Annotated in this window: 14 protein-coding genes, 2 tRNA genes and 2 pseudogenes; 10 read left to right on the forward strand and 8 right to left on the reverse strand. The window is 70.6% G+C overall.

What is annotated here, in order from left to right:
* Nucleotides 1-287: 287 nt before the first annotated feature.
* Both IPL40_04675 and ychF read right to left on the reverse strand, forming a co-directional pair.
* Nucleotides 288-2,759, reverse strand: coding sequence for a 4-alpha-glucanotransferase (locus tag IPL40_04675; GenBank protein ID MBK8480454.1), 2,472 nt, complete (start codon nt 2,757-2,759; stop codon nt 288-290).
* Nucleotides 2,760-2,833: 74 nt separating this feature from the next.
* A complete protein-coding gene (ychF, locus tag IPL40_04680; GenBank protein MBK8480455.1) occupies nt 2,834-3,874 on the reverse strand; it encodes a redox-regulated ATPase YchF in 1,041 nt (346 codons plus the stop codon).
* A 297-nt stretch (nt 3,875-4,171) separates the two neighbouring features.
* On the opposite strand from ychF, the gene IPL40_04685 reads away from it, so the two are divergent.
* From IPL40_04685 to IPL40_04705, 5 genes are all read left to right on the forward strand, one after another.
* Nucleotides 4,172-5,146 carry an amidohydrolase gene (locus IPL40_04685; protein MBK8480456.1) on the forward strand — a complete coding sequence of 325 codons (975 nt, stop codon included), beginning with the start codon at nt 4,172-4,174 and terminating at the stop codon, nt 5,144-5,146.
* A gap of 94 nt (nt 5,147-5,240) precedes the next feature.
* Nucleotides 5,241-5,840, forward strand: coding sequence for a DUF924 domain-containing protein (locus tag IPL40_04690; GenBank protein ID MBK8480457.1), 600 nt, complete (start codon nt 5,241-5,243; stop codon nt 5,838-5,840).
* Between the two features lie 134 nt (nt 5,841-5,974).
* Nucleotides 5,975-6,538 (forward strand): elongation factor P, encoded by a 564-nt coding sequence (gene efp, locus IPL40_04695; GenBank protein MBK8480458.1) that lies wholly within the window; start codon nt 5,975-5,977, stop codon nt 6,536-6,538.
* 114 nt (nt 6,539-6,652) lie between these two features.
* Nucleotides 6,653-7,939: an EF-P lysine aminoacylase GenX gene (locus IPL40_04700; protein MBK8480459.1), complete on the forward strand. Its 1,287-nt coding sequence runs from the start codon at nt 6,653-6,655 to the stop codon at nt 7,937-7,939.
* Between the two features lie 436 nt (nt 7,940-8,375).
* Nucleotides 8,376-9,524 (forward strand): hypothetical protein, encoded by a 1,149-nt coding sequence (locus tag IPL40_04705; GenBank protein ID MBK8480460.1) that lies wholly within the window; start codon nt 8,376-8,378, stop codon nt 9,522-9,524.
* A gap of 79 nt (nt 9,525-9,603) precedes the next feature.
* Here the strand turns inward: IPL40_04705 and IPL40_04710 are convergent, their stop codons facing one another.
* The 4 genes from IPL40_04710 to IPL40_04725 all read right to left on the reverse strand — a co-directional run bounded on the left by IPL40_04710 (nt 9,604) and on the right by IPL40_04725 (nt 14,602).
* Nucleotides 9,604-11,232 carry a fumarate hydratase gene (locus tag IPL40_04710; protein MBK8480461.1) on the reverse strand — a complete coding sequence of 543 codons (1,629 nt, stop codon included), beginning with the start codon at nt 11,230-11,232 and terminating at the stop codon, nt 9,604-9,606.
* Nucleotides 11,233-11,417: 185 nt separating this feature from the next.
* On the reverse strand, nt 11,418-14,249 hold the full coding sequence (gene uvrA / locus IPL40_04715) for an excinuclease ABC subunit UvrA (protein MBK8480462.1): 2,832 nt from the start codon (nt 14,247-14,249) through the stop codon (nt 11,418-11,420).
* Nucleotides 14,250-14,279: 30 nt separating this feature from the next.
* A tRNA-Leu gene (locus IPL40_04720) sits at nt 14,280-14,364 on the reverse strand.
* Nucleotides 14,365-14,525: 161 nt separating this feature from the next.
* Nucleotides 14,526-14,602, reverse strand: a tRNA-Met gene (locus IPL40_04725).
* Between IPL40_04725 and IPL40_04730 the strand changes: the two are divergent.
* Together IPL40_04730 and IPL40_04735 are read left to right on the forward strand one after the other, a co-directional pair.
* Nucleotides 14,566-15,084, forward strand: a pseudogene (locus IPL40_04730) (hypothetical protein). The gene IPL40_04725 and the pseudogene IPL40_04730 sit on opposite strands and share 37 nt — an antisense overlap.
* Nucleotides 15,062-15,535 (forward strand): annotated as a pseudogene (locus IPL40_04735) (hypothetical protein). The pseudogenes IPL40_04730 and IPL40_04735 overlap by 23 nt, the downstream one beginning before the upstream one ends.
* Here IPL40_04735 and IPL40_04740 read toward each other — a convergent pair.
* Complete coding sequence (locus tag IPL40_04740) at nt 15,439-17,121, reverse strand: ABC transporter substrate-binding protein (GenBank protein MBK8480463.1); 1,683 nt, start codon at nt 17,119-17,121, stop codon at nt 15,439-15,441. The pseudogene IPL40_04735 and the gene IPL40_04740 sit on opposite strands and share 97 nt — an antisense overlap.
* Nucleotides 17,122-17,171: 50 nt before the next feature.
* Here IPL40_04740 and IPL40_04745 point away from each other — a divergent pair, with 50 nt between their 5' ends.
* From IPL40_04745 to IPL40_04755, 3 genes are all read left to right on the forward strand, one after another.
* Complete coding sequence (locus IPL40_04745) at nt 17,172-18,305, forward strand: tetratricopeptide repeat protein (protein ID MBK8480464.1); 1,134 nt, start codon at nt 17,172-17,174, stop codon at nt 18,303-18,305.
* A gap of 23 nt (nt 18,306-18,328) precedes the next feature.
* The gene (rlmB, locus tag IPL40_04750; protein MBK8480465.1) at nt 18,329-19,078 is read left to right on the forward strand and encodes a 23S rRNA (guanosine(2251)-2'-O)-methyltransferase RlmB; all 750 of its coding nucleotides are present in this window, start codon (nt 18,329-18,331) and stop codon (nt 19,076-19,078) included.
* An 85-nt stretch (nt 19,079-19,163) separates the two neighbouring features.
* Entirely contained in the window at nt 19,164-20,012 is an 849-nt protein-coding gene (locus IPL40_04755; protein MBK8480466.1) for a hypothetical protein, read from the forward strand.
* Nucleotides 20,013-20,123: 111 nt separating this feature from the next.
* Here the strand turns inward: IPL40_04755 and IPL40_04760 are convergent, their stop codons facing one another.
* Nucleotides 20,124-21,101, reverse strand: a complete 978-nt coding sequence (locus IPL40_04760) for a DUF4340 domain-containing protein (protein ID MBK8480467.1) — start codon at nt 21,099-21,101, stop codon at nt 20,124-20,126.
* Nucleotides 21,102-21,103: the final 2 nt, after the last annotated feature.

A 21,103-nucleotide genomic window follows, 5' to 3' on the forward strand; every position in this document is an offset into this window, starting at 1 on the left:
CGCTCGCCGGGCCGAAACCGCCCCCCGGGGCGCTTGCGGCCCGGCGCGCTGGGGCTTGCGCGGCGGGTCGGCCGAGCGGCGGGCGAGACTGGCGATCGGCCGCCCTCGACATGCCGCGGGTTGTCGACCAGAGGCAGCGGCGGTTGCGTGCGGCAAGCCGAACGCGCCCACCTGCCGTCGCCGTGTGAGCGCTCCGGTGAAGGCCCGTCGTGCGCGCCAGCGGGTGCCGGCGTGCGTGGCGTCTCCCGTCTGTGGTCGTCAGCAGCCCGCGACCACCCGGCCGGGGCTCAGCGAGCCGGCCTTTCCTTTGGCCGCGCGCTCTCGGTGCCGAGGCGCAGGACGAGTTGATCGAAATCGCGCCGCGAAATGGGCCCTGTCCGGCCGCGGAAAGGGCGGAAGCCGCCGTCGCCCTCGGGTGGTGTGTGCTCGGAGAGCCCCGGCACGTTCCAGATACCCTTGGACTCACTATCGGCCGGATCGTTTGGCGGCAGGCAGGCAAGCAGCGGCGTGGCGACCATCTGAGAGGAGGCCTTGGCGAGCGCCCGCCGATACGCTGCGTCGAGCTCCGAGGTCCACGGCCCGTGGCCACCCGACGGGGGGTTCTGCGGATCGATTCCCGCCGGAAGCTCGCCGGCGCGCTCCAGCCAGGTGAGCAGCTCGTAGCGCCAATGCGGTAGGCGCGCTTGCCAGCGGCTCGCCTCCTCGTCGGAGATCTTGCCCAGGCGGCGGAGCAGCCGGAGGTCAGCGCCATTCCATACCGCCCCGACGGGCGGCATGTCCCAGGTGGAATACGCCGCCAGCGCGCTCGACTCGTAGGACCTCGGCGACGCGAGGGGTGGAACGACGCTCCCTCGGAAGGCGTCCCAGTCGTAGGCCCAGCGGGCCAGCGCGTAGCCGTAGAGCCCCGCCTGTCTTCTCTTCTCGTCGAAGCCAGCGGGTGGGGTGCCGAGGTTCTCGGCGATCACCAGGCAGTGATGGCGACGACTCAGGAGGGTGATCACCGCCATCAGCTCCGGGAAGGGGTAGGCCACGTAGCCAGATCGCGCTGCGTCAAAGGCGCCGTCGGCAGTCCAGGCCGGCGAGAAGAGCCCGTGGATCCAGAACGCGTTGTCGAGACGTAGCCCGCCGGCGTTCGCCATCGAGCGCGTCAGCCTCGCCGCGAAGCGCGTCAGCCCATCGCGGATCATCGCCAGCGGATTTCGGATTGATCCGCCCCAGTCCTGGGGCAGATTCGGCGAGGTATCGTCGGGTGGCGCCCCTGCGTGCATGCCGCGCAGGTAGCCGTCGGGCCATTGCTCAACCTGAGGACCATTGGTGACGACGGGCTGGTCCCTGATCCAACCGAGGGCCATCGGGGCTGCGCCGTCGGCGCGCGGATCGACGGCGGCCTCGCGAACTGCCAGCTCTTGCACCGCATAGGCCCACTCTGTGAAGAGCGCGAGCTCCGGATCGCGCAGCTTGCGGCGGCGGCCCAGGTCGAGGCCGGCGTCGCGTTGGGCTGGATGCTGGGCGACCCAGGCCTGGTACGCGCCCCAGGCCTTCCCCGGGACGCCGCCAGCGCCTGCCTGCGCCTTGAACCAACCCCAGAGAGTAACGAGCCCCTGCGTCGTCAGCCTCGAGATCAACGTGGGATTGAGCTGCCGAGCGCTAAGGGCCCTTGTGCGCCGCGAGGCAAGGGATCCCTGGAAGACCGGGTCTGAGAAGCCGATCTGCCGCGCCAGCACGCCGAGATCGACCATTCGCGGGTCGCCGTGACCGGTGTGCAGCGTGTCGTAGGGGCTCGCCGCGCTCGGGTTCACCATCGTCGTCGGTGGCGTCGACACGCCGTCAAAGCCGGCGCTGCGCGCCGCCGCCACGACCCGCCGCAAGGTCTCGAGATTCCCCGCGCCGACGCCCTGCGCGCCCTCGAGGTTGAGCGCCGCGATCGGCGTCTCGAGGATGGCGATGCGCTTGCCCGCGGGAAGCTCGTGCGCCCGCTGTGGCGCGATCACGAGCGTCATCGCGCCCGCTATGCTCCGAGGCGAACCGCCCAGCCCGTGGCTCACGCGAACCTGGTGCATGCCGAAGCGCCGCTCGCCGACCTCCGCAGTGAGGGTTCGCACCAGCGCGGGCACATCGAGCATCCGGTAAGCGGGTGCCGGCGACGCGTCCGACTCGGCACCACCAAAGGCTGTGCCTCCTGCGCGGCGGCGAGGCGCAGGCCGCAGGCGCGCGCTGATGTCCCTCCAGGCGCCTGCTTCCTTCGCTTCGTCCTCGAGGCGCAGCTCGACCTTGAGGCCAGACCACGCACCCGCTGCGCCACCCGCCAGGCCGAGGCGCAAGCGCGGCATGCCCTCCGTCTCCGGATGACCTTCCTGGAAGGCATGGAGCCAGGGCAACGCGTTGGCCCGCCGCTCGGCGTTCAGCGCCTTGAGCGCTGCGCCGAAGCCCATGCCCTCGCCGCGCCACGGCGCGATCACCGCCCCGCCGACGCGCTCGAAGAAGCGAGGGTCGGCGTGCACCTCGCGCCAATCGACCGAGCTCAGGTATTTGGGGTGGGCGAAATGCGCACCGAGGTGCCGCTGGGCACGGGCCTCAGCGGTCCGCTTCGCGCTTGGCTCGGCTGCAGCGACGTCCTGCGCCGCTGCCAGCGACAGGAGGGCCGCGAGCAGCAGGGCAGACGGGTCGGCCGCCGCCGCCCTAACCAAGGCCTGGCCCGCGACGATCGCTTGGCTGCGGTTGGCGCTCGCGTCTGGTGTTCGTGTCTGGCGCCATTCCAAGCTCCAGCGCTGAGTGAAAGGGGGCGCCGCTCCAATCAGCGCCGCCCGAGGGGGCGTGCATGCCCCGGCGGCCCTTACACGTTGAAGCGGTAGTTCACGACGTCGCCGTCCTGGATCTCGTAGTCTTTGCCTTCCAATCGGATCTTGCCGGCGGTCTTGAGGGCCGCTTCTGTGCCGAGGCGCTCGAGGTCCTCCAGACGATAGACCTCGGCGCGGATGAAGCCGCGTTCGATGTCGCTATGGACCTTGCCGGCCGCGCGCCGGGCCACGGTGCCTCGCCGCAGCGGCCAGGCCCGGCATTCATCCGGACCCGCGGTGAGGAAGCAGATCAGGTCGAGCAGTCGGTAGGCGGCGCGGATAAAGACGTTGCGCGCCGGCTCGCCCAACCCGAGCCCGACGAGAAACTCCTGCTGCTCCTCTGCAGGCAAATCGGCGATCTCGGCCTCGATCGCGCCGCAGAGGCCGAGCGAGAGGGCGGAGGGACCGCGCTCCTGAAGCTCTCGCAAGCTGGCCTGCGCCGGATCGCCCCACGCGGTTTCGCTCAGGCTGAAGAGGGTGATCGATGGCTTGATCGACAGGAGCTGGATACCGACGAAGGTGGCCTCCTCCTCATCGCTGAGCCCCAGCGCGCGCAGGGGCTGGCCCGCTTCGAGCTGCGCCACGCAGCGCTCGTTGATCGCCACCTCGGGACCCTTCTTTGACTCCTTGCGCAGTCGCTCCTGGCGGCGCTCGAGCACCTGCAGATCGTGAAGCACCAGCTCATCGCTGAAGAGGGCGTCGTCGCGCGCCGGATCGGCCGGGCGGGCAACCAGGGGGTTGTCGAAGCCGCGGACGACGTGCACCAAGACGTCGACGTTGCGCATGTGCTGCAGCACGTCAGGGCTGAAGGCCCCCGTATCGGCGCGGCCCCCTTCGCCACCGACGTCGACGAAGGTGACCTCGCCGTAGGTCTTGCGCTTGGGCGAGAAGATCGTGGCCAGGCGGTCGACGCGGACGTCGGGCACCTTGATATTGCCGAGCGCGACGCCGCCGCGGTCGCTGCGAGCGCCGGGCGCCAACGCCGAAAACACCGTCGATTTTCCAGAGCCGGCGTAACCGGCGAGTCCCACGCGCATGGCCAACCTCCCGACGCCGCTGCGCGGCCAGTGTCGTCTACAGCAGGGCGTGCGAGGCGTCCAGCGTTGGTTTGGCGCGGACGCGGTGTCGTACCGGCAGCGACGAGCAAGAGCAACCGCCCATGATCAAGGGCGAAGTCGTCGCCCTTGCCGCGCCTCTCAGGCACTGCGGGAGGTTAACCCGCTACAGCGCGCGCGGACTCCGCCTTCTACCGTCGTCGCCCCTCGCTTCGACCCCGCCCGCGCCGTGCAACCCTTTGCGATCGTACCCCTGCAGTGCAGGCGGGTGCAGCGCCGGTGCGTTGCTTCCGGCCACCCGGCGGTGCGCCCCGCGTAGTGGCGCCGGAGCTGCCAACGCCACTACTGGATGCGCACACGCACGTCTACAGCAGGCAGCTGGTGCGCCAGGTCAACGGGCGGTTGGGCCGGTCGGAGTTCACGGAATTCACCGCGGCACAACTGGTCGAGCGCCTTGACCGCCAGGGCATTCAACGCGCAATCGTCATCTCCGGCGCGTACCTCGCTGCGGCCGACGTCTACCCGAACGCGTTGCCGCCGAAGGAGGAGCTCGCAGCGACGCGCAGAGAGAACGACTTCGCCGCCGCTGAGGTCTCTGGCTGGTCCGATCGCCTGATCCTTTTTTGCAGCGTGAACCCCAAGCGCCCGTGGGCAGCCGACGAGGCTGCGCGTTGCCAGCGTGAGCTTGGCGCACGCGGGCTGAAACTGCACTTCTGGAACTCGCTGGTCGATCCGCAGGAGGCGAGTCACCGCACGGCGCTGCGTGCAGTGCTGATCCGAGCCGAGGCGCTCGACTTACCCGTGCTGCTGCACGCGTACAACGGCCAGCTAACGCACTTCGGTGCGCCCCAGATCGACTGCGTCGTCGCAGACACCCTCCAAGCGTGCCCGGAGCTACGTGTCTGTTTCGCTCACGTCGGAGGAGCGGGGGGCTTCGATCCCTCGGTGGAGGAAGCCTTCGAACGCCTGACCACCTTGGCCGCACGGCCGGCATTCGCCCAACGAAGCTGGGTCGACCTGGCAGCGGTGGCCTTCGCGCGGAGGACGCGAAGCTACGAGCGCTCCTCAGTGGCCCAGCTCTCCCGACTCGCCCGGCTACTTGCGCGCTGGGCTCCCGACCGCATCCTCTGGGGCAGCGACAACATCGAGGACTACCTGGCCCAGACTGCCGCCGTCTGGCCGCTGGCGCCCGAGGTTTGGCGGACCATCGCGCAGAGCGACGGGCACCACTTTGTCACGCGGGCGACACGGTAAGCGACGCCCCGTCGCGACGCCCCGCCTTCTGTAGAGGGCGTGCGCGCGCCTGGCGCGCTAGGCTGGGCGTCCCAGGTCCAGGAGGGCGAAGGCGATGGTCGAGGCAGCAGAGGTCCTAGCGTTTTGGTTCGGCGAGATCCGCGCGGATGGAAGCGTCGACGGCCAGCGCGCCGCGCTGTGGTGGAAGAAGGATCCCCTGACCGACGAGACCATCCGCGGGCGCTTCGAGCCGCTGGTGCGGCAGGCTGCGTCGGGAGAGCGCGACAGCTGGGCAGAGACGGCAGAGGGCCGGCTGGCGCTGATCATCTGCCTCGATCAGTTCCCCCGCAATATCTACCGCCAGGACCCACGCGCTTGGGCCTTCGACGCGATCGCCCAACGCCTCTGCCTGGAGGGCCTGGACCGCGGCCACGATCAGCGGCTACCGGTGATCCAGCGCGTCTTCCATTACATGCCGCTGGAGCACGCCGAGGATCGCGACTTGCAGCAGCGCTGCCTCGAGCGCTTCGAGCAGCTACAGGTCGACGCGCCGCCGGCGCTGCAGGAGGCCTGCGCCGCTTACCTGAGCTACGCCGAGCAGCATCACGCGATTATCCAGCGCTTTGGCCGCTTTCCGCACCGCAACCAGGTTTTGGGCCGGAAGTCGACCGAGGAGGAGACGGCGTTTCTCAAGCAACCCGGGTCGTCATTCTGACCTCGGGTCGTCGTTCTGACCTTCCCACGGCGAGCCGGCGTCGCTCCGGAGGCGAGCGCCCTGCCGCGCAACGAGACGGCTATTGACAGCCCGCGCGCAGGTTGCTCTACTGCGCCGCCGCCACGAGGGAACGCATGTACGATACCTCCGACTTCCGCAAGGGACTGAAGGTCCTGATCGACGGCCAGCCGTATATCGTCGTCGATTTTCAGTTCGTCAAGCCGGGCAAGGGCGTGGCCTTCACGCGCGCGCGCGTCAAGAACATGCTGACCGGCTCGGTGCTCGACAAGACCTACCGCTCCGGCGAAAAGCTCGAGCCCGCCAACATCGACGAGCGCCAGATGCAGTACCTCTACCAAGAGGGAGAGAACTACTGCTTCATGGACCAACAGAGCTTCGATCAGGTCTTCGTGCCGGGGGAGATCCTCGGCGACAGTGCCAAGTACCTCTCGGATAACCTAGAGGTCTCGGTCGTCTTTTTTGCAGAGCGCCCCGTCGACGTGACCTTGCCGAACTTTGTCACACTCGAGGTGGTCGAGACCGACCCCGGTTTCCGCGGCGACACGGCGACCGGCGCCACCAAACCCGCGCGGCTCTCGGCGGGCGCGGTGATCAACGTGCCGCTCTTCGTCGAGCAGGGCGAGTGGCTCAAGGTCGATACCCGCACGGGCAGCTACGTCGAGCGCGTGAAGCGCTGACGCAATTACGTCGAGCGCGTGAAGCGCTGACGCAATTACGTCGAGCGCGTTACGTCGAGCGCGTGAAGCGCTGACGCAATTACGTCGAGCGCGTGAAGCGCTGATCCCCTGACGATGGCCACGGCACGCTGCCTCTGCGCCGAGCTCGGTCCCGAGCGCCTGGCCCAGGGGGAGGCCTTCGTCTGTGGGCGCGTGTTGGGCGTCGATCCTGCGCGGCGTGAGCTGATCGTCGTCGACCGCTCAGGTCGGGCCTGCGTCGCCTTACCGGAGCCCTTGCCGCTGCCGAGCCCGGGGGACATCGCGCGCCTCGAGCTGGGCCCCGCGTGGCCGGCCTGCGCCGCCGCTCTTCAGGTGCTGACGCCCTATCGTCGCGCCGAGCCCTTTCCCTCGCCCGGCGCGGATTACTATCGGCTGAACGCGGGCACCAGCAGCCGCGCGGAGCGGCTTCGCTTGCGCGCGCGTTTGTTGGCCGCCGTGCGCGGGTTCTTCGACGCAAGGGGCTTCGTCGAGATTCAGAGCCCGCAGCGCGTCGCCTGTCCGGGGCTAGAGCCGCAGCTCCTGGCCGAGCCGGCGGGGGAGGGGTTCTTGATCACCTCCCCCGAGTATCAGCTCAAGCGCCTGTTGGTCGCCGGTTTCGAGCAAATCTACTTTCTCGGCGGCTGCTGGCGCGCCGACGAACGCGGACCGCTGCACCTCAATGAGCTCTGCATGCTCGAGTGGTACCAGGCCTACGATGAGCTCGAGGCGCTGCTGCTGCTGACCGAGGCGCTGCTGCGCGCGGTGGCGCAGCAGGTCCTCGGCACGCTGCGACTGCGCTGGGGCGGTATGGAGGTCGATCTCGGACAGCCCTTCCGCCGCCTGAGCGTCACGCAGGCGCTGCGCGAGCTCGCCGGGCTGCAGCTCCGCGGGCCGCTCGACGATCCGCGGATGCTGCGTGAGGCCGCGCTGGCGGCGGGTATCGGCCCCTTCGCTGCCGACGCCGACTACGACGAGGTCTTCTCGCGCATCGTCCTCGAGCGCATCGAGCCAGCCCTGGCGACGATGGGCGCCGTCTTCTTCACCGACTTCCCGGCCCCGCTCGCCGCGCTGGCCCGCCGCCACCCGCGCGATGCAGCGCTGGCGCGACGCTCTGAGCTCTATGTGGCGGGCGTCGAGCTGGCCAACGCCTTCGAGGAGCTCACCGATCCAGACGAGCAGCTCGCCCGACTCCGTGCTGATCAGGCGCTGCGCGCGCGCCGTGGGCTGCCCATCTACCCGATCGATCAACGCTTCATCGAGGCGCTGCGCGAAGGCATGCCACCGAGCAGCGGTATCGCCCTCGGCGTCGACCGCCTACTGCTGCTGCTGAGCGGCGCGAGCCACATCGACGAGACGGTGGCCTTCGCCACCCCTGAGCTTTGAGGGCGCTGACCGAGGCGTCTTCGCTCCGGATCGCCTGCGGCAGCGAAGGGCCAAGCCGTTGGCGGCGCGGATGTTGCATTGCGATTGCAAGATGTTGCAATTATTCTCTCGGATGGTGGCCCAGGGCAGAATCCCCTCTCGTTTTCAGCGAGCAGCGTCGGCGATGCAAGCGACAACAAGAGCGACCGGGCAAACGACAGGGCGGCGAAGACTGCTGGCGGCGCTGGTCGCAGCGCTCGTTGCACCCCAGTTGCCATCGCTTGGCGCCAACCGCGGGCCGCAGGGGCGGGCCTGGATCAGGCTGGCCGCGGCTCGGCCTCAACCCAGGGCGCGCCGCCTCTCCGCCGCGGCGTGGGCGATCGCGGAGCACGCGCCACAGACCTTGGCACGGGCCAGATGGGCTTATGGCGTGGTCTGGATGGGAGATATCACGCCGGTGCAGCTCATGGCGCACGCGCTGCTGGAGAATGCCTACGCGACTGCGTCGACCGCTCCTGCGGCGGCCAAGCTCTATCCCTACGAGACCTTCCTGGCGTGGCGCCTTCGCGACCTCAGCCTGGTGGAAATCCTGCAAGTGCGGCGCGCGGTGAAGGCCGGGGCGAGGCAGTGGGCCGAAGCGGCAAGGATTCGGGGACCCAGAGCGAAGCCGGAGGGCAGGAGTGATCGGGGCAGCGAGGTGGATGCGGTGGTCCGGACCCGTCGGCTGGCGCTGGAACTGACGCGTAGGGCGTGGCACGACGCGGCGAGCATGGAGCGCTTGCTGCGCGCATCGCTGCCGCCACAGACCCTTCGAGCGCATGACGAGCCGTTGGCCGCGTCGCTCGCGACCGCCGCGGACTTGCGCCCTGGGGGAGCGAGGGTTGGGCTCCTCGGGGCGCTCGCCTGGAAGGTCGATACAGCCCGAAGATCGCTTATCCCCCCCGCGCTGCGTCCGAGGGAAATCGAGCGGTGGGTCGAGGCGCTGCATGGCGACCTGAAGCTGCGCGTTGGATTGGGCGACGGTTCAGCGGGCCCGGTCAGAGTGCTGGTCGGATCACTGAGCGAGGTGTCGTGCCCGACGCCTAATGTGAACGGCTCATACGCCTTCACCACCGGCGAGGCGGAGACGATGCACCGATCGGCTGAGCGCCGGCGGCAGCTCGCTGAGGTTATGGTGGATACCTTGCTGCACGGGAGGTGTCCTCGCGAAGTTCTGCCCCGCGCGCGGGACGCGATAGTTCGTCTTGCTGGGCACTTTGAGAGGGATCTCAAGGAGGCTTTCCCGGGCGAGGGCGGCGCCCCTGACCTCACTGACGGCCAACCCGGCGTCGAAGCGCGCCTGCGCCGCGTCGAAGCGCGCCTGAGCACAGCCGTGCAGGCGCTGCCCGCTGACTTGCACGAGCTCCTCCGTCCTCTGGGCGAAGTGGCGACCGAAAGCGCTGGATCAGCAAATGGCGAGGCTTCGCCTGGGGAAGGGTGCTGGTCGCGGCTGGATCGCCATTGGACCGCCCTCGAGGCGCTGGTCGAGGCCCAGGATGACCTCGAGGCTTGGGCTGAGGTCGCCGCTGCCCTTGAACCGGAGCGACCCCGCCGCGTTCGCGAGTGAGCGGCCCGCGTTAGCCGCAGTCGGCGCGGGGCGCCCGCCCCCGACGGGGTCGACCAGATCAGTCGCGGGTGCGACCGGATCAGTCGTGGGCGTCGATGTTGAGGGCGGCGAAGAAGTCGTGGCCCTTGTCGTCGATCACGATGAAGGCCGGGAAGTCGACGACCGCGATCTTCCAAACAGCCTCCATGCCGAGCTCCGGGTACTCCAGCACCTCGACGTGCTTGATGCAGTCCTTCGCCAGCCGGGCCGCCGGTCCGCCGATCGAGCCGAGGTAGAAGCCGCCGTATTGCTGGCAAGCCTTGGTGACCGCCCGCGAGCGGTTGCCCTTGGCCAGCATCACCAGGCTGGCGCCCTGCGCCTGAAATAGCTCGACGTAGGCATCCATCCGGCCGGCGGTGGTCGGGCCGAAGCTGCCCGAGGCGTAGCCGCTGGGGGTCTTGGCCGGACCGGCGTAGTAGACCATGTAGTCCCTGAAGTAATCGGGCAGGCCCTCGCCGCGCTCGAGGCGCTCCTTGAGCTTGGCGTGGGCGATGTCGCGGGCGACGATCATCGGGCCGCTGAGCGCGAGCCGCGTCTTGACCGGGTAGCGCGAGAGGTCGGCGCGCAGCGCCGCCATCGGGCGATTGAGGTCGAGCCGCACCACCTCGCCGCCGAGCGACGCGTCGGTAACCTCGGGGAGAAAGCGCGCCGGATCGGTCTCGAGCTGCTCGAGGAAGATCCCGTCGGCGGTGATCTTCCCCAGCGCTTGGCGGTCGGCGGAGCACGAGACCGCGAGGCCGACCGGGCAGGAGGCGCCATGGCGTGGCAGCCGGATCACGCGCACGTCGTGGCAGAAATACTTGCCGCCGAACTGCGCCCCGATGCCCATCGTGCGCGTCAGGGCGAGCACCTTGCCCTCCAGCTCCGGGTCGCGGAAAGCGCGCCCGAGCGCATTGCCGGCGGTCGGCAGGCTGTCGAGGTAGCGCGCCGAGGCGAGCTTGGCCACCTTCAGCGTCATCTCGGCCGAGGTGCCGCCGATCACGACCGCCAGGTGATAGGGCGGGCAGGCCGCCGTGCCGAGGTTGCGGATCTTCTGCTCGAGGAAGCGCAGCAGGCTCTCGGGGTTGAGCAGCGCCTTGGTCTCCTGGAAGAGGAAGCTCTTGTTGGCCGACCCGCCGCCCTTGGCCATGAAGAGGAACTTGTAGCTCTCACCGCCGGTGGCGAAGAGCTCGATCTGCGCCGGCAGGTTGGTGCCGGTGTTGACCTCGCGATAGAGGTCGAGCGGCGCGAGCTGCGAGTAGCGCAGGCTCGTGTCCTGGTAGGTCTCGAAGATGCCGCGGGCGATCGCCTCGGCGTCGTCGTCGCCGCTGAAGACGCGCTGGCCCTTCTTGCCGAGCACGATCGCCGTGCCGGTGTCCTGGCAAGAGGGCAGCACGCGCGCCCCGGCGATGCAGGCGTTCTTCAGCAGCTCGGTGGCGACGAAGCGGTCGTTGGTCGAGGCCTCCGGGTCCTGGAGGATCTGCGAGAGCTGCTCGAGGTGCCCGCTGCGCAGCAGGTGCGCGATGTCATGCATCGCCTCGCGCGTCAGCCGCGTCAGGCCGGCGGGCTCGACCTTGAGCCAGCGCCCGAGCGGCGTAGCGACGGTCGAGACATGATCCGTGGTGACGAGCCGATAAGGCGTGGTGTCGTCCCCGAGCGGCAGCATTTCCTGATAGGCGAAGTCGGTCATGTGAGGATCCCCCGCCGGCCTTTTTAGCGCGAGGGAGGGTTTGACTCCAGTGGCACGGTGGCCTCCTCAGCGTCCCCTAATCAGCGCGAGACGGGTCAGCTCAGCGCGAGACTGATCAGCGCGAGGCGGCTGCTGTGCCCCAGGGCAAACTCGAAAATGAAGGGGCCTCGGCCGGCATCCTTCGCTCAGCCCAGCAGCTCGCGCAGGTAGTGGCCGGTGATCGAGGCGGGGTGGGCGGCGAGTTGTTCGGGGGTGCCGGCGCAGACGATCGCTCCGCCGCGTTCGCCACCCTCGGGGCCGAGGTCGAGGACGTGATCGGCGCACTTGATCACGTCGAGGTTATGCTCGATCACGATCACGGTGTTGCCGCCCTCGACCAGGCGATCGAGCACGGCGAGCAGCTTGCGGATGTCCTCGAAGTGCAGGCCGGTGGTCGGCTCATCGAGCACGTAGAGCGTCTTGCCGGTGCTGCGCTTGGCCAGCTCGCGGCTGAGCTTGACGCGCTGCGCCTCGCCGCCCGAGAGGGTCGGCGCCCCCTGGCCGAGGTGCATGTACTCGAGGCCGACGTCGCGCAGCGTCTCGAGGATGCCGCGCAGGCGCGGGTAGACGGCGAAGCGCTCCAGCGCCTCGGCGACGCTCAGCTCGAGCACGTCGGCGATGTTCAGCCCGTGGTAACGCACCTCGAGGGTGGCGGCGTTGTAGCGCCGGCCCCGACAGACCTCGCAGGGGACATAGACGTCGGGGAGAAAGTGCATCTCGACGCGCCGCACGCCGTCGCCGTCGCAGGCCTCGCAGCGGCCGCCGGCGACGTTGAAGGAGAAGCGCCCGGGACCGTAGCCGCGCGCGCGGGCATCGGCGGTGCGCGAAAAGACGGCGCGGAGCTCGTCGAAGGCCTTGGTGTAGGTCGCCGGGTTCGAGCGCGGGGTGCGCCCGATCGGCGCCTGGTCGATGTGAATGACCTTGTCGAGCTGCTCCAGCCCGCGCAGCGCGTCGTGGGCGCCGACGGGGGCGCGGCCGCCGTGGAGCTGGCGGCAGAGCGCGGGATAGAGCGTGGCGGTGATCAGCGAGCTCTTGCCGGCACCCGACACCCCCGTGACCGCGACGAAGGTGCCGAGCGGGAAGTCGCAGGTGACCTGTTTGAGGTTGTGCTCGCGCGCGCCGACGAGAGTGAGCATGCCGTGGCCGGTGCGGCGCCGCGCCGGCAGGGCGATCTTGGCCCGCCCGCCCAGGTAGCGGCCGGTCAGCGTGTCGGCCCGGCGCAGCGCGCGCGGGCTGCCCGCGAAGACGACCTTGCCGCCCGCGCGCCCGGCACCCGGGCCGAAGTCGACCACGTGATCGGCGCTCTCGATCGTCTCGCGGTCGTGCTCGACGACGACGACCGTGTTGCCGCCGTCGCGCAGGCGCAGCAGCGTGTCGATCAGCCGGCGATTGTCGCGCTGGTGCAGGCCGATCGAGGGCTCGTCGAGCACGTAGGTGACGCCGGAGAGCTCGCTGCCGAGCTGGCTGGCCAGGCGAATGCGCTGCGCCTCACCGCCGGCCAGCGTCGGTCCCGGGCGCTCGAGGGTCAGGTAGTCGAGCCCGACGGCGCGCAGGAAGTCGAGGCGCGCGCCGATCTCCTTGAGCAGCTCGCCGGCGATGGTGGCGTCCGCTCCCGTCAGCGCGAGGCCCTGCAGCCGCTCGGTCGCGCGCCCGACGGGCAGGGCCACCAGCTCAGGCAGGCTGAGGCCGGCGACGCGCACGGCGCGTGATTCGGGGCGCAGCCGGCTGCCCGCGCAGTCGCGACAGGCATGGTCGGAGAGAAAGCGCTGGTAGTAGTCGCGCATCGCGTCCGACTTGGTCTCGCGCAGGCGCCGCATCAGCGTGGGCACGACGCCCTCGAAGCGGGTGCGCCACTGACCGGTGCTGCGGGCGCCACGCCAGCGCACGCGCAGCTCGGCCTCGCCCGTGCCGTGCAGCACCAGCTCGCGCTGCGCCGCGGGGAGCTCGGCCCATGGGCGGTCGAGATCGAGGCCGTGCTGCCGCTCCAGGGCCTGAAAGATGCCGAAGCTCCAGCCGCTGCCGCGCTCCATCGTCGCGGCCCAGGGCTCCAGCGCGCCGCCGCGGATCGAGCGCGAGGGATCGGGGACGACCAGCGCGGGGTCGATCTCCAGCGCGCGTCCCAGGCCGTTGCACGTCGGGCACATGCCGAGCGGGCTGTTGAAGGAGAAGGACTGCGGCGAGAGCGCGGGCAGGCCGATGCCGCAGTCGGCGCAGGCGCGCTCTTGGCTCAGGCGCAGCGCAGTCGGCGCCTCGGCCGGGCCGGCCGGGATCGCGAGCAACACGCCACGGCCCTCGCGCAGCACCGTCTCGACGGCGTCGGCCAGGCGCTCGCGCGGCGTGCGACTGGGGTCGACGCGGTCGACGACCAGCTCGATCGTATGCTTGCGGCGCTTGTCGAGCGCCGGCAGGGCGTCGGCGTCGAGGCGGCAGAGGGCGCCATCGATGCGCGCGCGAGCAAAGCCGCGCTGGCCGCGTTCGAGCAGCAGCTCGCGATACTCGCCTTTGCGATGCTCGACGAGGGGGGCGGCGAGGAGCTGAGGGCCCCTGAGCTGCTGCAGGCGGGCGATGATTTGATCGGTAGAGAGCGACGCGACGACGCGCGTGCAGCTCGGGCAGTGCTGTACGCCGACGCGCGCGTAGAGCACGCGCAGGTAGTCGTAGACCTCGGTGATCGTGCCGACGGTGGAACGTGGGTTGTTCGAGGCGCTCTTCTGCTCGATCGCGATCGTCGGGGTGAGGCCCCGGATGTGCTCGTAGGCCGGCTTGTCCATCTGCCCGAGAAACTGCCGCGCGTAGCTGGAGAGCGACTCGACATAGCGCCGCTGTCCCTCGGCGTAGATCGTGTCGAAGGCGAGCGAGGACTTGCCCGAGCCGCTGACGCCGGTGAAGACGACGAGCTGCTTCTTGGGCACGCGCAGCTCGTCGACGGCCAGGTTATGCTGCCGGGCGCCCCGGATCAGGATGTGGTCCAGCTCCATGGCGGGTCCTTAGCATGGGGCTGCGCGCGGTGCCCGGGGCGGGAATCGAACCCGCACGCCCTATACGGGCAAGGGATTTTAAGTCCCTCGTGTCTGCCTGTTCCACCACCCGGGCAACTGCGGTCGCGGCGGCCCCAGCAGGACGCCCAGAGCTCAGCAGGGCTCCCAGAACGCACCAGGGCTCCCAGAAAGGCGAAGGCCCCGTCGGGTATCCCGACAGGGCCTTCAGCTTCGTACCTTCTTGATCGCTTCATCTCCCTCGAGACGCCTCGACCGTGGTAGCGGGGGCCGGATTTGAACCGACGACCTTCGGGTTATGAGCCCGACGAGCTACCGGGCTGCTCCACCCCGCAACAAGTTGGACGTGTACTACCCGAGCGATCAGCACTTGTCAAGTCCGCGCCGATCGCTGCACGCTGCGGCGATGCAGGGCCTGGGCGCAGAGCTGGAGGTGGCCATAGCCGCGGCGGAAGCGGCAGGGGTGATCTTGCGCGGCTACTTTCGGCAGGCGGTGGTGGTCGAGCATAAGGCCGGGGGCGAGCCGGTCAGCGTCGCCGATCGAGCGGCGGAGGCCCTGATTCTCGAGCGGCTGCGCTCCCACTTCCCGAGCGATGGGGTGTTGGCCGAGGAGCAGGCCGATCGCGCAGGCTGGCTGCAACATGAGCGCGCCTGGTTGGTCGACCCGCTCGATGGGACGCGCGACTTCCTCGCCGGCCGCGAGGGCTTCTGCGTGATGATCGGCCTGCTCGTGGCGGCCCGCCCCGTCCTCGGCGTGGTTCACGCCCCGATCACGGGGCGCACCTACTGCGGGGGCGCGGGGCTGCCGGCGTTGGTGCTCCACCAGGGCGAGCGAAGGCCGCGCGCGCAGCGCGGTGGCCAATCCCACCGAGGCGCGCCTGGTCACGAGCTACTCGCATCGCAGCCGCCGCACCGAGGCTGCGCGTGCCGCGGTGGGTGCGCGCGAAGAGCATCGGCTGGGCAGCGTCGGGCTAAAGGTGGCGCGGATCGCGGGCGGCGAGAGCGACCTCTATGTCAATCCCGACGGGCACTGCAAGCTCTGGGATACCTGCGCGCCCGAGGCGCTGCTGCTGGCCGCCGGAGGCTGCATGACCGACCTCCGGGGTCGCGCGCTCGTCTACGACGACCCGGGGCGGCTGCGGCTAGAGGGCGGAATCGTGGCCAGCAACGGTCATTGCCACGCGGCCGTGCTTGCGCGCCTGGCGCCCCTCGCGGGGGAGACCACCGCCGCCGAGACGGGTACCACGGACTCGTCGCGGACCTCGTAGAGCTGCGGTTGATCGCCCCGCTCCCCCAGCGCCTCGAAGAAGAGCGGCCCGGTGAGCATCGGCATCCCAGCGGGCGGGCGTCGATGCAAGGCCGTCGAGAGCGCAGCAGGTGTCTGCGCGCCGGTCGCCAGGCGCAGGCGCAGGGCGAGGACGGCGTCATGCGCCAGGGCGTCGATCAGGCGCGGTGCCTGCCCCTGCCGGGCCGTGTAGCGCGCCATCAGGGCGGTGGTCAGCGGATCGGCGCTGACGGGATAGAACCCAGGTGCGAGCACGGCGCCTCTGAGATAGCGCGCATGGTGGCGCAGATACTCCGCGCCGACGCCGTCGGCGGTGGCGACGAGCAAGGGGCCACCGGACCCTGCGATGGGCGCGGTCGGCGCGGCCGTCGAGGCGGCGCCGATCCCCGCGAGGGCCAGCGACGGGGCGATCAGCGCGAGGCGCTGGGCGCTGTCGGCGACGAAGAGCACGTCCGGTTTGAGGCGTGCGACCTCGGCCGCGATCCCGCGAAAAGCCACCGCGGCCGGCGGATAATAGAGCACGCGCAGCGCTCGGAGGCCGTCCAGCGTGGCCCGCTCGACGAAGGACCGGGCCATCTCCCGACCGAAGGCGCTCTCCGGCGCCAGCGCGATCAGCCTTCCCCGTGGCCGAGCGCGGGCCGCGTGGTCCGCGAGGGCGCGGGCGCGCGCCGCATTATCCGGCAGCAGGCGCAGCGTTGTCGGCGTCGCTCGCCCCGCCGCCGCGGGGGCCAGCGAGAGCCAGGGTAGGCCGTGGCGCTCGGCAACCACCGCGACGGCGGCCGACGCAGCGGGCCCGCAGGCACCGATCAGCGCCAAGGGTGACGCCTCGCGCAGCAGGGTCTCGGCAGTCATCGCGGCATCCGATCCGAGGGGCCGCAGCACGAGTTCAACCTCAGCCAGCGTGCCCGTCACGGGATGACCGACAGCGACGAGGGCGCCCTTCAAGGCGCTCTCCGCGATGGCGCGATAAGGACCGCTGGCGCTCCAGAGCACGCCGATCACGGGTGGCCGGGCAGCGCCTGGCTGCTCGCTGGAGGCGGCGACCGCCCTTCGTTGGGCGATCCGCTGCCGGGCGAGGGTGCCGGCGAGGTCTGCGCGGGGCGCGTCTGCGCGGGCGAGCGCCAGCAGTTCGTCGGGGCGCAGGTGCTCGTTGACGAGCTGCGTGACGCGCCGCGCCGCGTAGGCGCGCTCGCCTTCGTGCCGGCCAAGCGCCTGGAGCCGGGACCAGTGACGCGCGGCGGCGAGGTACGCGCCCGTGGCCTCCTCGGCCTGGGCCAGCGCCGTCAGCGCCTCCGGGTACGCTGCCTCCTGGCCAGCCTCGGCCCAGGGGCCGAGCGCGCACCGCGCGCCAGCGTAGTCGCCGCTGCGTGCGGCGGCGAGCCCAGCAGCGAGACTCTCGTTTTCGGGCTGCACTGCCGATGGGGCGCTCGGCCGCAGCAGCGGTGCGGCAGGGTGGAGGGGGGGACGGGCGCAGCCGGCGAGCCCCAGCCCCAGCAGCAGCAGCGCCGCCCTTCGAGGGCGCACCGACCTGCCGAGCGCGGGTCCGCTCTTAGCGTCACTGGCTCGCATGACCGCATGCTATACTCCGCGCCGCCATGGTGGAAGAGAGCCCTATCGATATGGACGAGCTGACTGCACATCTCGACCGCGGCTGGGATTTACTCGGTCGCGGCGACCTATTGGCGGCGCGGGTCTCAGCCGAACGCGTCCTCGATCTCGACGCTGATAGCCCCGAGGGAAATACGCTGCTCGGGGCGATTGTGGCGGCCGATGGCGACGCGGAAGAGGCGCTCGAGCTCTTTCGTCACGCCCTCGAGGTCGATCCCGAAAACGTCGACGCGATGATCTACGCCGCCGACGTTGCCCTGCATCCGCTGCGGCAGTATGCCCTCGCCCTGCAGTATCTCGAGGACGCGGCGGCCATCGCCTCGGACGATGATCAGCTCGACCTCGGACTGCTCCGCGCGGAGGCCCACGTCGGCCTCGGCGATCTCGACCACGCCCGCCGCATCGTCGATCGCCTGCCCGGACCGCCTTACGCCGATCCGGCGAACCTGCTGCGCCTCGGCCGCCTCTGCGTCGACCTCGACCGATACGATCGCGCAGTGGAGCTGCTGCAGCAGGCCAGCGAGCAGGAGGCGACCCGCGTCGATGCGCTCTACTTCCTCGGCATCGTGCGCGACATCGGCGGCGATCTCGAGGGAGCGCAGGCCTGCTTCTTGGCGGTGCACGCCGCCGAGGAGGTGCAGCCGGCGCCACCATGGGCGCTCTCGACGGAGGACTTCGCGGCGGTCGCGCACGAGGCATTGGCGAGGGTGCCGACTGACCTTGGCGAGCGCCTGCGCGCCGCGCCGCTGCATCTGCGCGCGATGCCGCCGATCGAGCTGGTCGTCGAGGGGCTCGATCCGCGCGTGCCCGTGCTCTTCGCCGGCAGCCCCGCGGGCGCCGAGGATTCGGGCTCCAGCCCCGGGACGGGCAGTAGCCCGAGCAGTGGCCCGAGCAGTGGCCCGAGCACCAGTAGCGCCAGCAATGGGCGGCGCGTGCGGCGCGAGAGCGAGTCGCCGCCTCAACCGGAGCTGTCCGCGATTTTCATCTATCAGCGCAACGTCGAGCGCTTCGCCGGCTTTGCCGATGCCGAGGGTGAGGAGCTCTTTCGCGCGCTGATCGACGAGGCCTCCGGCTTCTTCGCCCTTTCAGCCGAGGAGACTGAGCGTCTGCTCGACGCCCCAGCCGCCGACGCGCCGTCGGCCTAGCGCGAGCCGCGCGCGGGGGATCCATGTCGCGCCTGGTCTACGGCGTGCGCCCGGTCGGCGAGTTGCTGCGGCGGCGCGCGAGTGAGATTCAAAGCCTGTGGCTGGCGGCTGAGCGCAACGCTGCGGCCGAGCCGATCCAGGCGCTGCGCGGCGTCGCCGAGGCGCAGGGGCTGGCGCCGCAGATAGTGCCGCGCGAGCAGCTCGACGCGCTCTGCGGCGGCGAGTCGCATCAGGGCGTCGCGGCGATTGTCTGCGACTTCGACTACGTCGATCTCGAAGACCTGGTGCCTGCGGGCGCCACGCCCGCGCCGCTGATCATCGCGGTCGACGGGGTGACCGATCCACAGAACCTCGGGGCCATGTTCCGCGCCGGCGCCGTGCTCGGTGCGACGGGCATCGTGCTGACCAAGGACCGCTGCGCGAGCGTCAGCCCGGCGGTGGTTCGTGTCTCCTCAGGGGCCACGGAGCATCTGCCCTGCGCGCGCGTGACCAACCTGACGCGCGCCCTGGAGCGGCTCAAGGAGCTCGGCGTTTGGGTCGCGGGGACGGTCGAGCGCGGTGGGCAGGCGCCCGCCGACGTCGACCTGGCGGGGCCGCTCGCGCTCGTGCTCGGCAGCGAAGAGCGGGGGATGCGGCCTGGGGTGGCCAAGGCCTGCGACTATCGACTGACGATCCCGACGCCAGGAGCGATGGCCGCGCTGAACGTCGCCAGCGCGACCGCCATTCTGATCTACGAGGCTGCACGACAACGACGGCGCCAGAGCGCGGGCTAGCGGCCCGCCGACGCGGCGTAGGACGCTTGGTCAGCGAAGGGTACGGTTCCTTGCCCGCGCGCAGCGCGGTCGTTAGGCTTCACCCATGACGCAGCGCAGCGTGGGCGGTGGGGCTGGCCGCCCGCCGACGGATTTCGATCGCTTCGAGGGCGAGATCGAGCTCGATCAGAGCCGGCCGGCGCGCGTCGCGGGGGGCAACCCGCCGGTGAGGCCCTTGGCGTCCCCGGTCGCACCCGATCCCGTGGGCTCGCGACGGCCGACCGGCTCAGGGCTGCAGCGCAGCGTCGTCGATCAGCGCGCCGCGCTCGGGCATGGAAACGCGTCGACCGCGCGGCCGGGGCGGTCGACCGCGCGGCTGGAACGATCGACCGCAGGAGGCCGTGGCGCCTGGGCGCTTCCGCTGATCGCGCTCGCGGTGGTCGCGCTGCTGGGGCTGGCTGGCTACCGGCTATACAGCTCCTACCGCGCCAACCAGCTGCGCTTCGCCTTCCACGCGCGGGCGCAGGACCTGCGGCAGGCGCTGCTGCAGCTCGGGCACCCGCCGGGTCGAGGCGAGATCAGCGCCGCGGTCGGGCGCTTCGCGCGCGACACCGGTGTGACCCTCGAGCAGATCGAGCCCTCGATCGAGCCGCTCAACGATGTGACCGTCAACAAGCTGCCGCAGCCGACGCGCATTGCGCTGGGTATTGCGGCAAAGCTGCCGCGATACCGCCTGCCCTACGCAGTGGTCGGGTTTCGCGCCCGGCTCAGCGCCCGCTACGGCATGACCGTGCAGCGCTTCGACGCGCGGCACTACACGCACTTCGATAGCGAGGTCGCCGGCGACGGGGGTCGCCCCGGCGGCGGTGACGCCACGCCCGCGGCGATCGGTCGCCAGGTGGAGGAGCAGCTCCAACGCCGAATGAAGCGCGCGCTCGGGCCAGACGCGCTCTGAGCCACGAGGCGGCCGGGCAGCCTCGACCACGTTGCTCCCCCCGCTTGGCCACGATCGCGCGTCGAGCGCCGCGAGCGAGGACTGCGGTCAGGGTGCGCGATCAGCGCGGTCTCACGGGCTGCCGGGGACGAGCAGGGGGCTGTTCGTGATCGCGGCGCTCGTCGTCGTGGAGATGACGAAGATCTGCGAGTGGTCGTCACGGCGGAGGAGCAAGCCCTCCTCCTCCGGATGGGGCGATCGGACGATCGTCAGGGTCAGGCCGCTGGTCGGCGTTGATCCCTTGGCGGCGGCCAGCTCGATGCGGACCCGCGCGAGGGGTGCGGCGAAGGCCCCGAGACTGGCGCTGTCGGGATCGTCCAGGAAGCCCTCCGCAGTCAGCGTCGAGAGTGCCAGGAGCCAGCGGTCGACCGCGCTCGAATCGATCGGAGCCTCCGCTGGCGCTGTGCTCGCCGCGCTCCACGGGCTCGCCGCCGCCGCGCGCTCCAGACGCAGCGCCCCGGCGGCACTCTCGATCGCCAACCTGCGGGCGTCGTTGACGTCAAAGGCCAAGACGCGCCGATCGCGCCAGAAGCGCCAGGAAGGCACGGCCAGCGCCTTCAGGTCGCCAACGGCTTGCCATACCGGCTCGGCCTTTGCTGCGCGCACCATCGTATGCCCATCGATCACACGGCCCAGAAGCAAGTCCGCCAGCGGGGCAGAGGCGGAGAAGAGGCGGATCCGCGTGCCCGTCACCTGGTCGACACCCAGCGCGGCATGGCGGCTGACCCTTTCTGTCACGCGGTCGCGGAGACGCATCCCGACGATGGCGCTGATCAGCCGCGCGACGGTCTGCCCGTCGGCCAGCGGCCGCCGCGCAAGGACGAGGCGCCAAGGGCTGCGCTTGCGCGTAGCGCGCGCGATCGTTATCGCTCCCGTCGGGCCGCTGATCACGATGCGCGTCAGGGTTTGCGGGCTGAAGGCCGAGAAGAGCCGTCTGGCGGCCACCCCAGGGGTCGGTCGATGATCGCTCCCGCGCTCCAACACGAGCCAAACGCCGAAGAGCGTCAGGAAGGTCGTTAATGCCAGCAGCGTGCGCGATCCTCGTCTCATCG

It is taken from the genome of Pseudomonadota bacterium (genome assembly GCA_016711215.1).
Taxonomy (GTDB): domain Bacteria; phylum Myxococcota_A; class Polyangia.

Excerpts from the sequence above, each read along its gene's own strand:
- ychF (MBK8480455.1), bottom strand. The coding sequence starts at position 3,874 with ATGCGCGTGGGACTCGCCGGTTACGCCGGCTCTGGAAAATCGACGGTG.
- IPL40_04690 (MBK8480457.1), top strand. The coding sequence starts at position 5,241 with ATGGTCGAGGCAGCAGAGGTCCTAGCGTTTTGGTTCGGCGAGATCCGC.
- efp (MBK8480458.1), top strand. The coding sequence starts at position 5,975 with ATGTACGATACCTCCGACTTCCGCAAGGGACTGAAGGTCCTGATCGAC.
- IPL40_04700 (MBK8480459.1), top strand. The coding sequence starts at position 6,653 with ATGGCCACGGCACGCTGCCTCTGCGCCGAGCTCGGTCCCGAGCGCCTG.
- IPL40_04710 (MBK8480461.1), bottom strand. The coding sequence starts at position 11,232 with ATGACCGACTTCGCCTATCAGGAAATGCTGCCGCTCGGGGACGACACC.
- uvrA (MBK8480462.1), bottom strand. The coding sequence starts at position 14,249 with ATGGAGCTGGACCACATCCTGATCCGGGGCGCCCGGCAGCATAACCTG.
- IPL40_04740 (MBK8480463.1), bottom strand. The coding sequence starts at position 17,121 with ATGCGAGCCAGTGACGCTAAGAGCGGACCCGCGCTCGGCAGGTCGGTG.
- IPL40_04745 (MBK8480464.1), top strand. The coding sequence starts at position 17,172 with ATGGACGAGCTGACTGCACATCTCGACCGCGGCTGGGATTTACTCGGT.
- rlmB (MBK8480465.1), top strand. The coding sequence starts at position 18,329 with ATGTCGCGCCTGGTCTACGGCGTGCGCCCGGTCGGCGAGTTGCTGCGG.
- IPL40_04755 (MBK8480466.1), top strand. The coding sequence starts at position 19,164 with ATGACGCAGCGCAGCGTGGGCGGTGGGGCTGGCCGCCCGCCGACGGAT.
- IPL40_04760 (MBK8480467.1), bottom strand. The coding sequence starts at position 21,101 with ATGAGACGAGGATCGCGCACGCTGCTGGCATTAACGACCTTCCTGACG.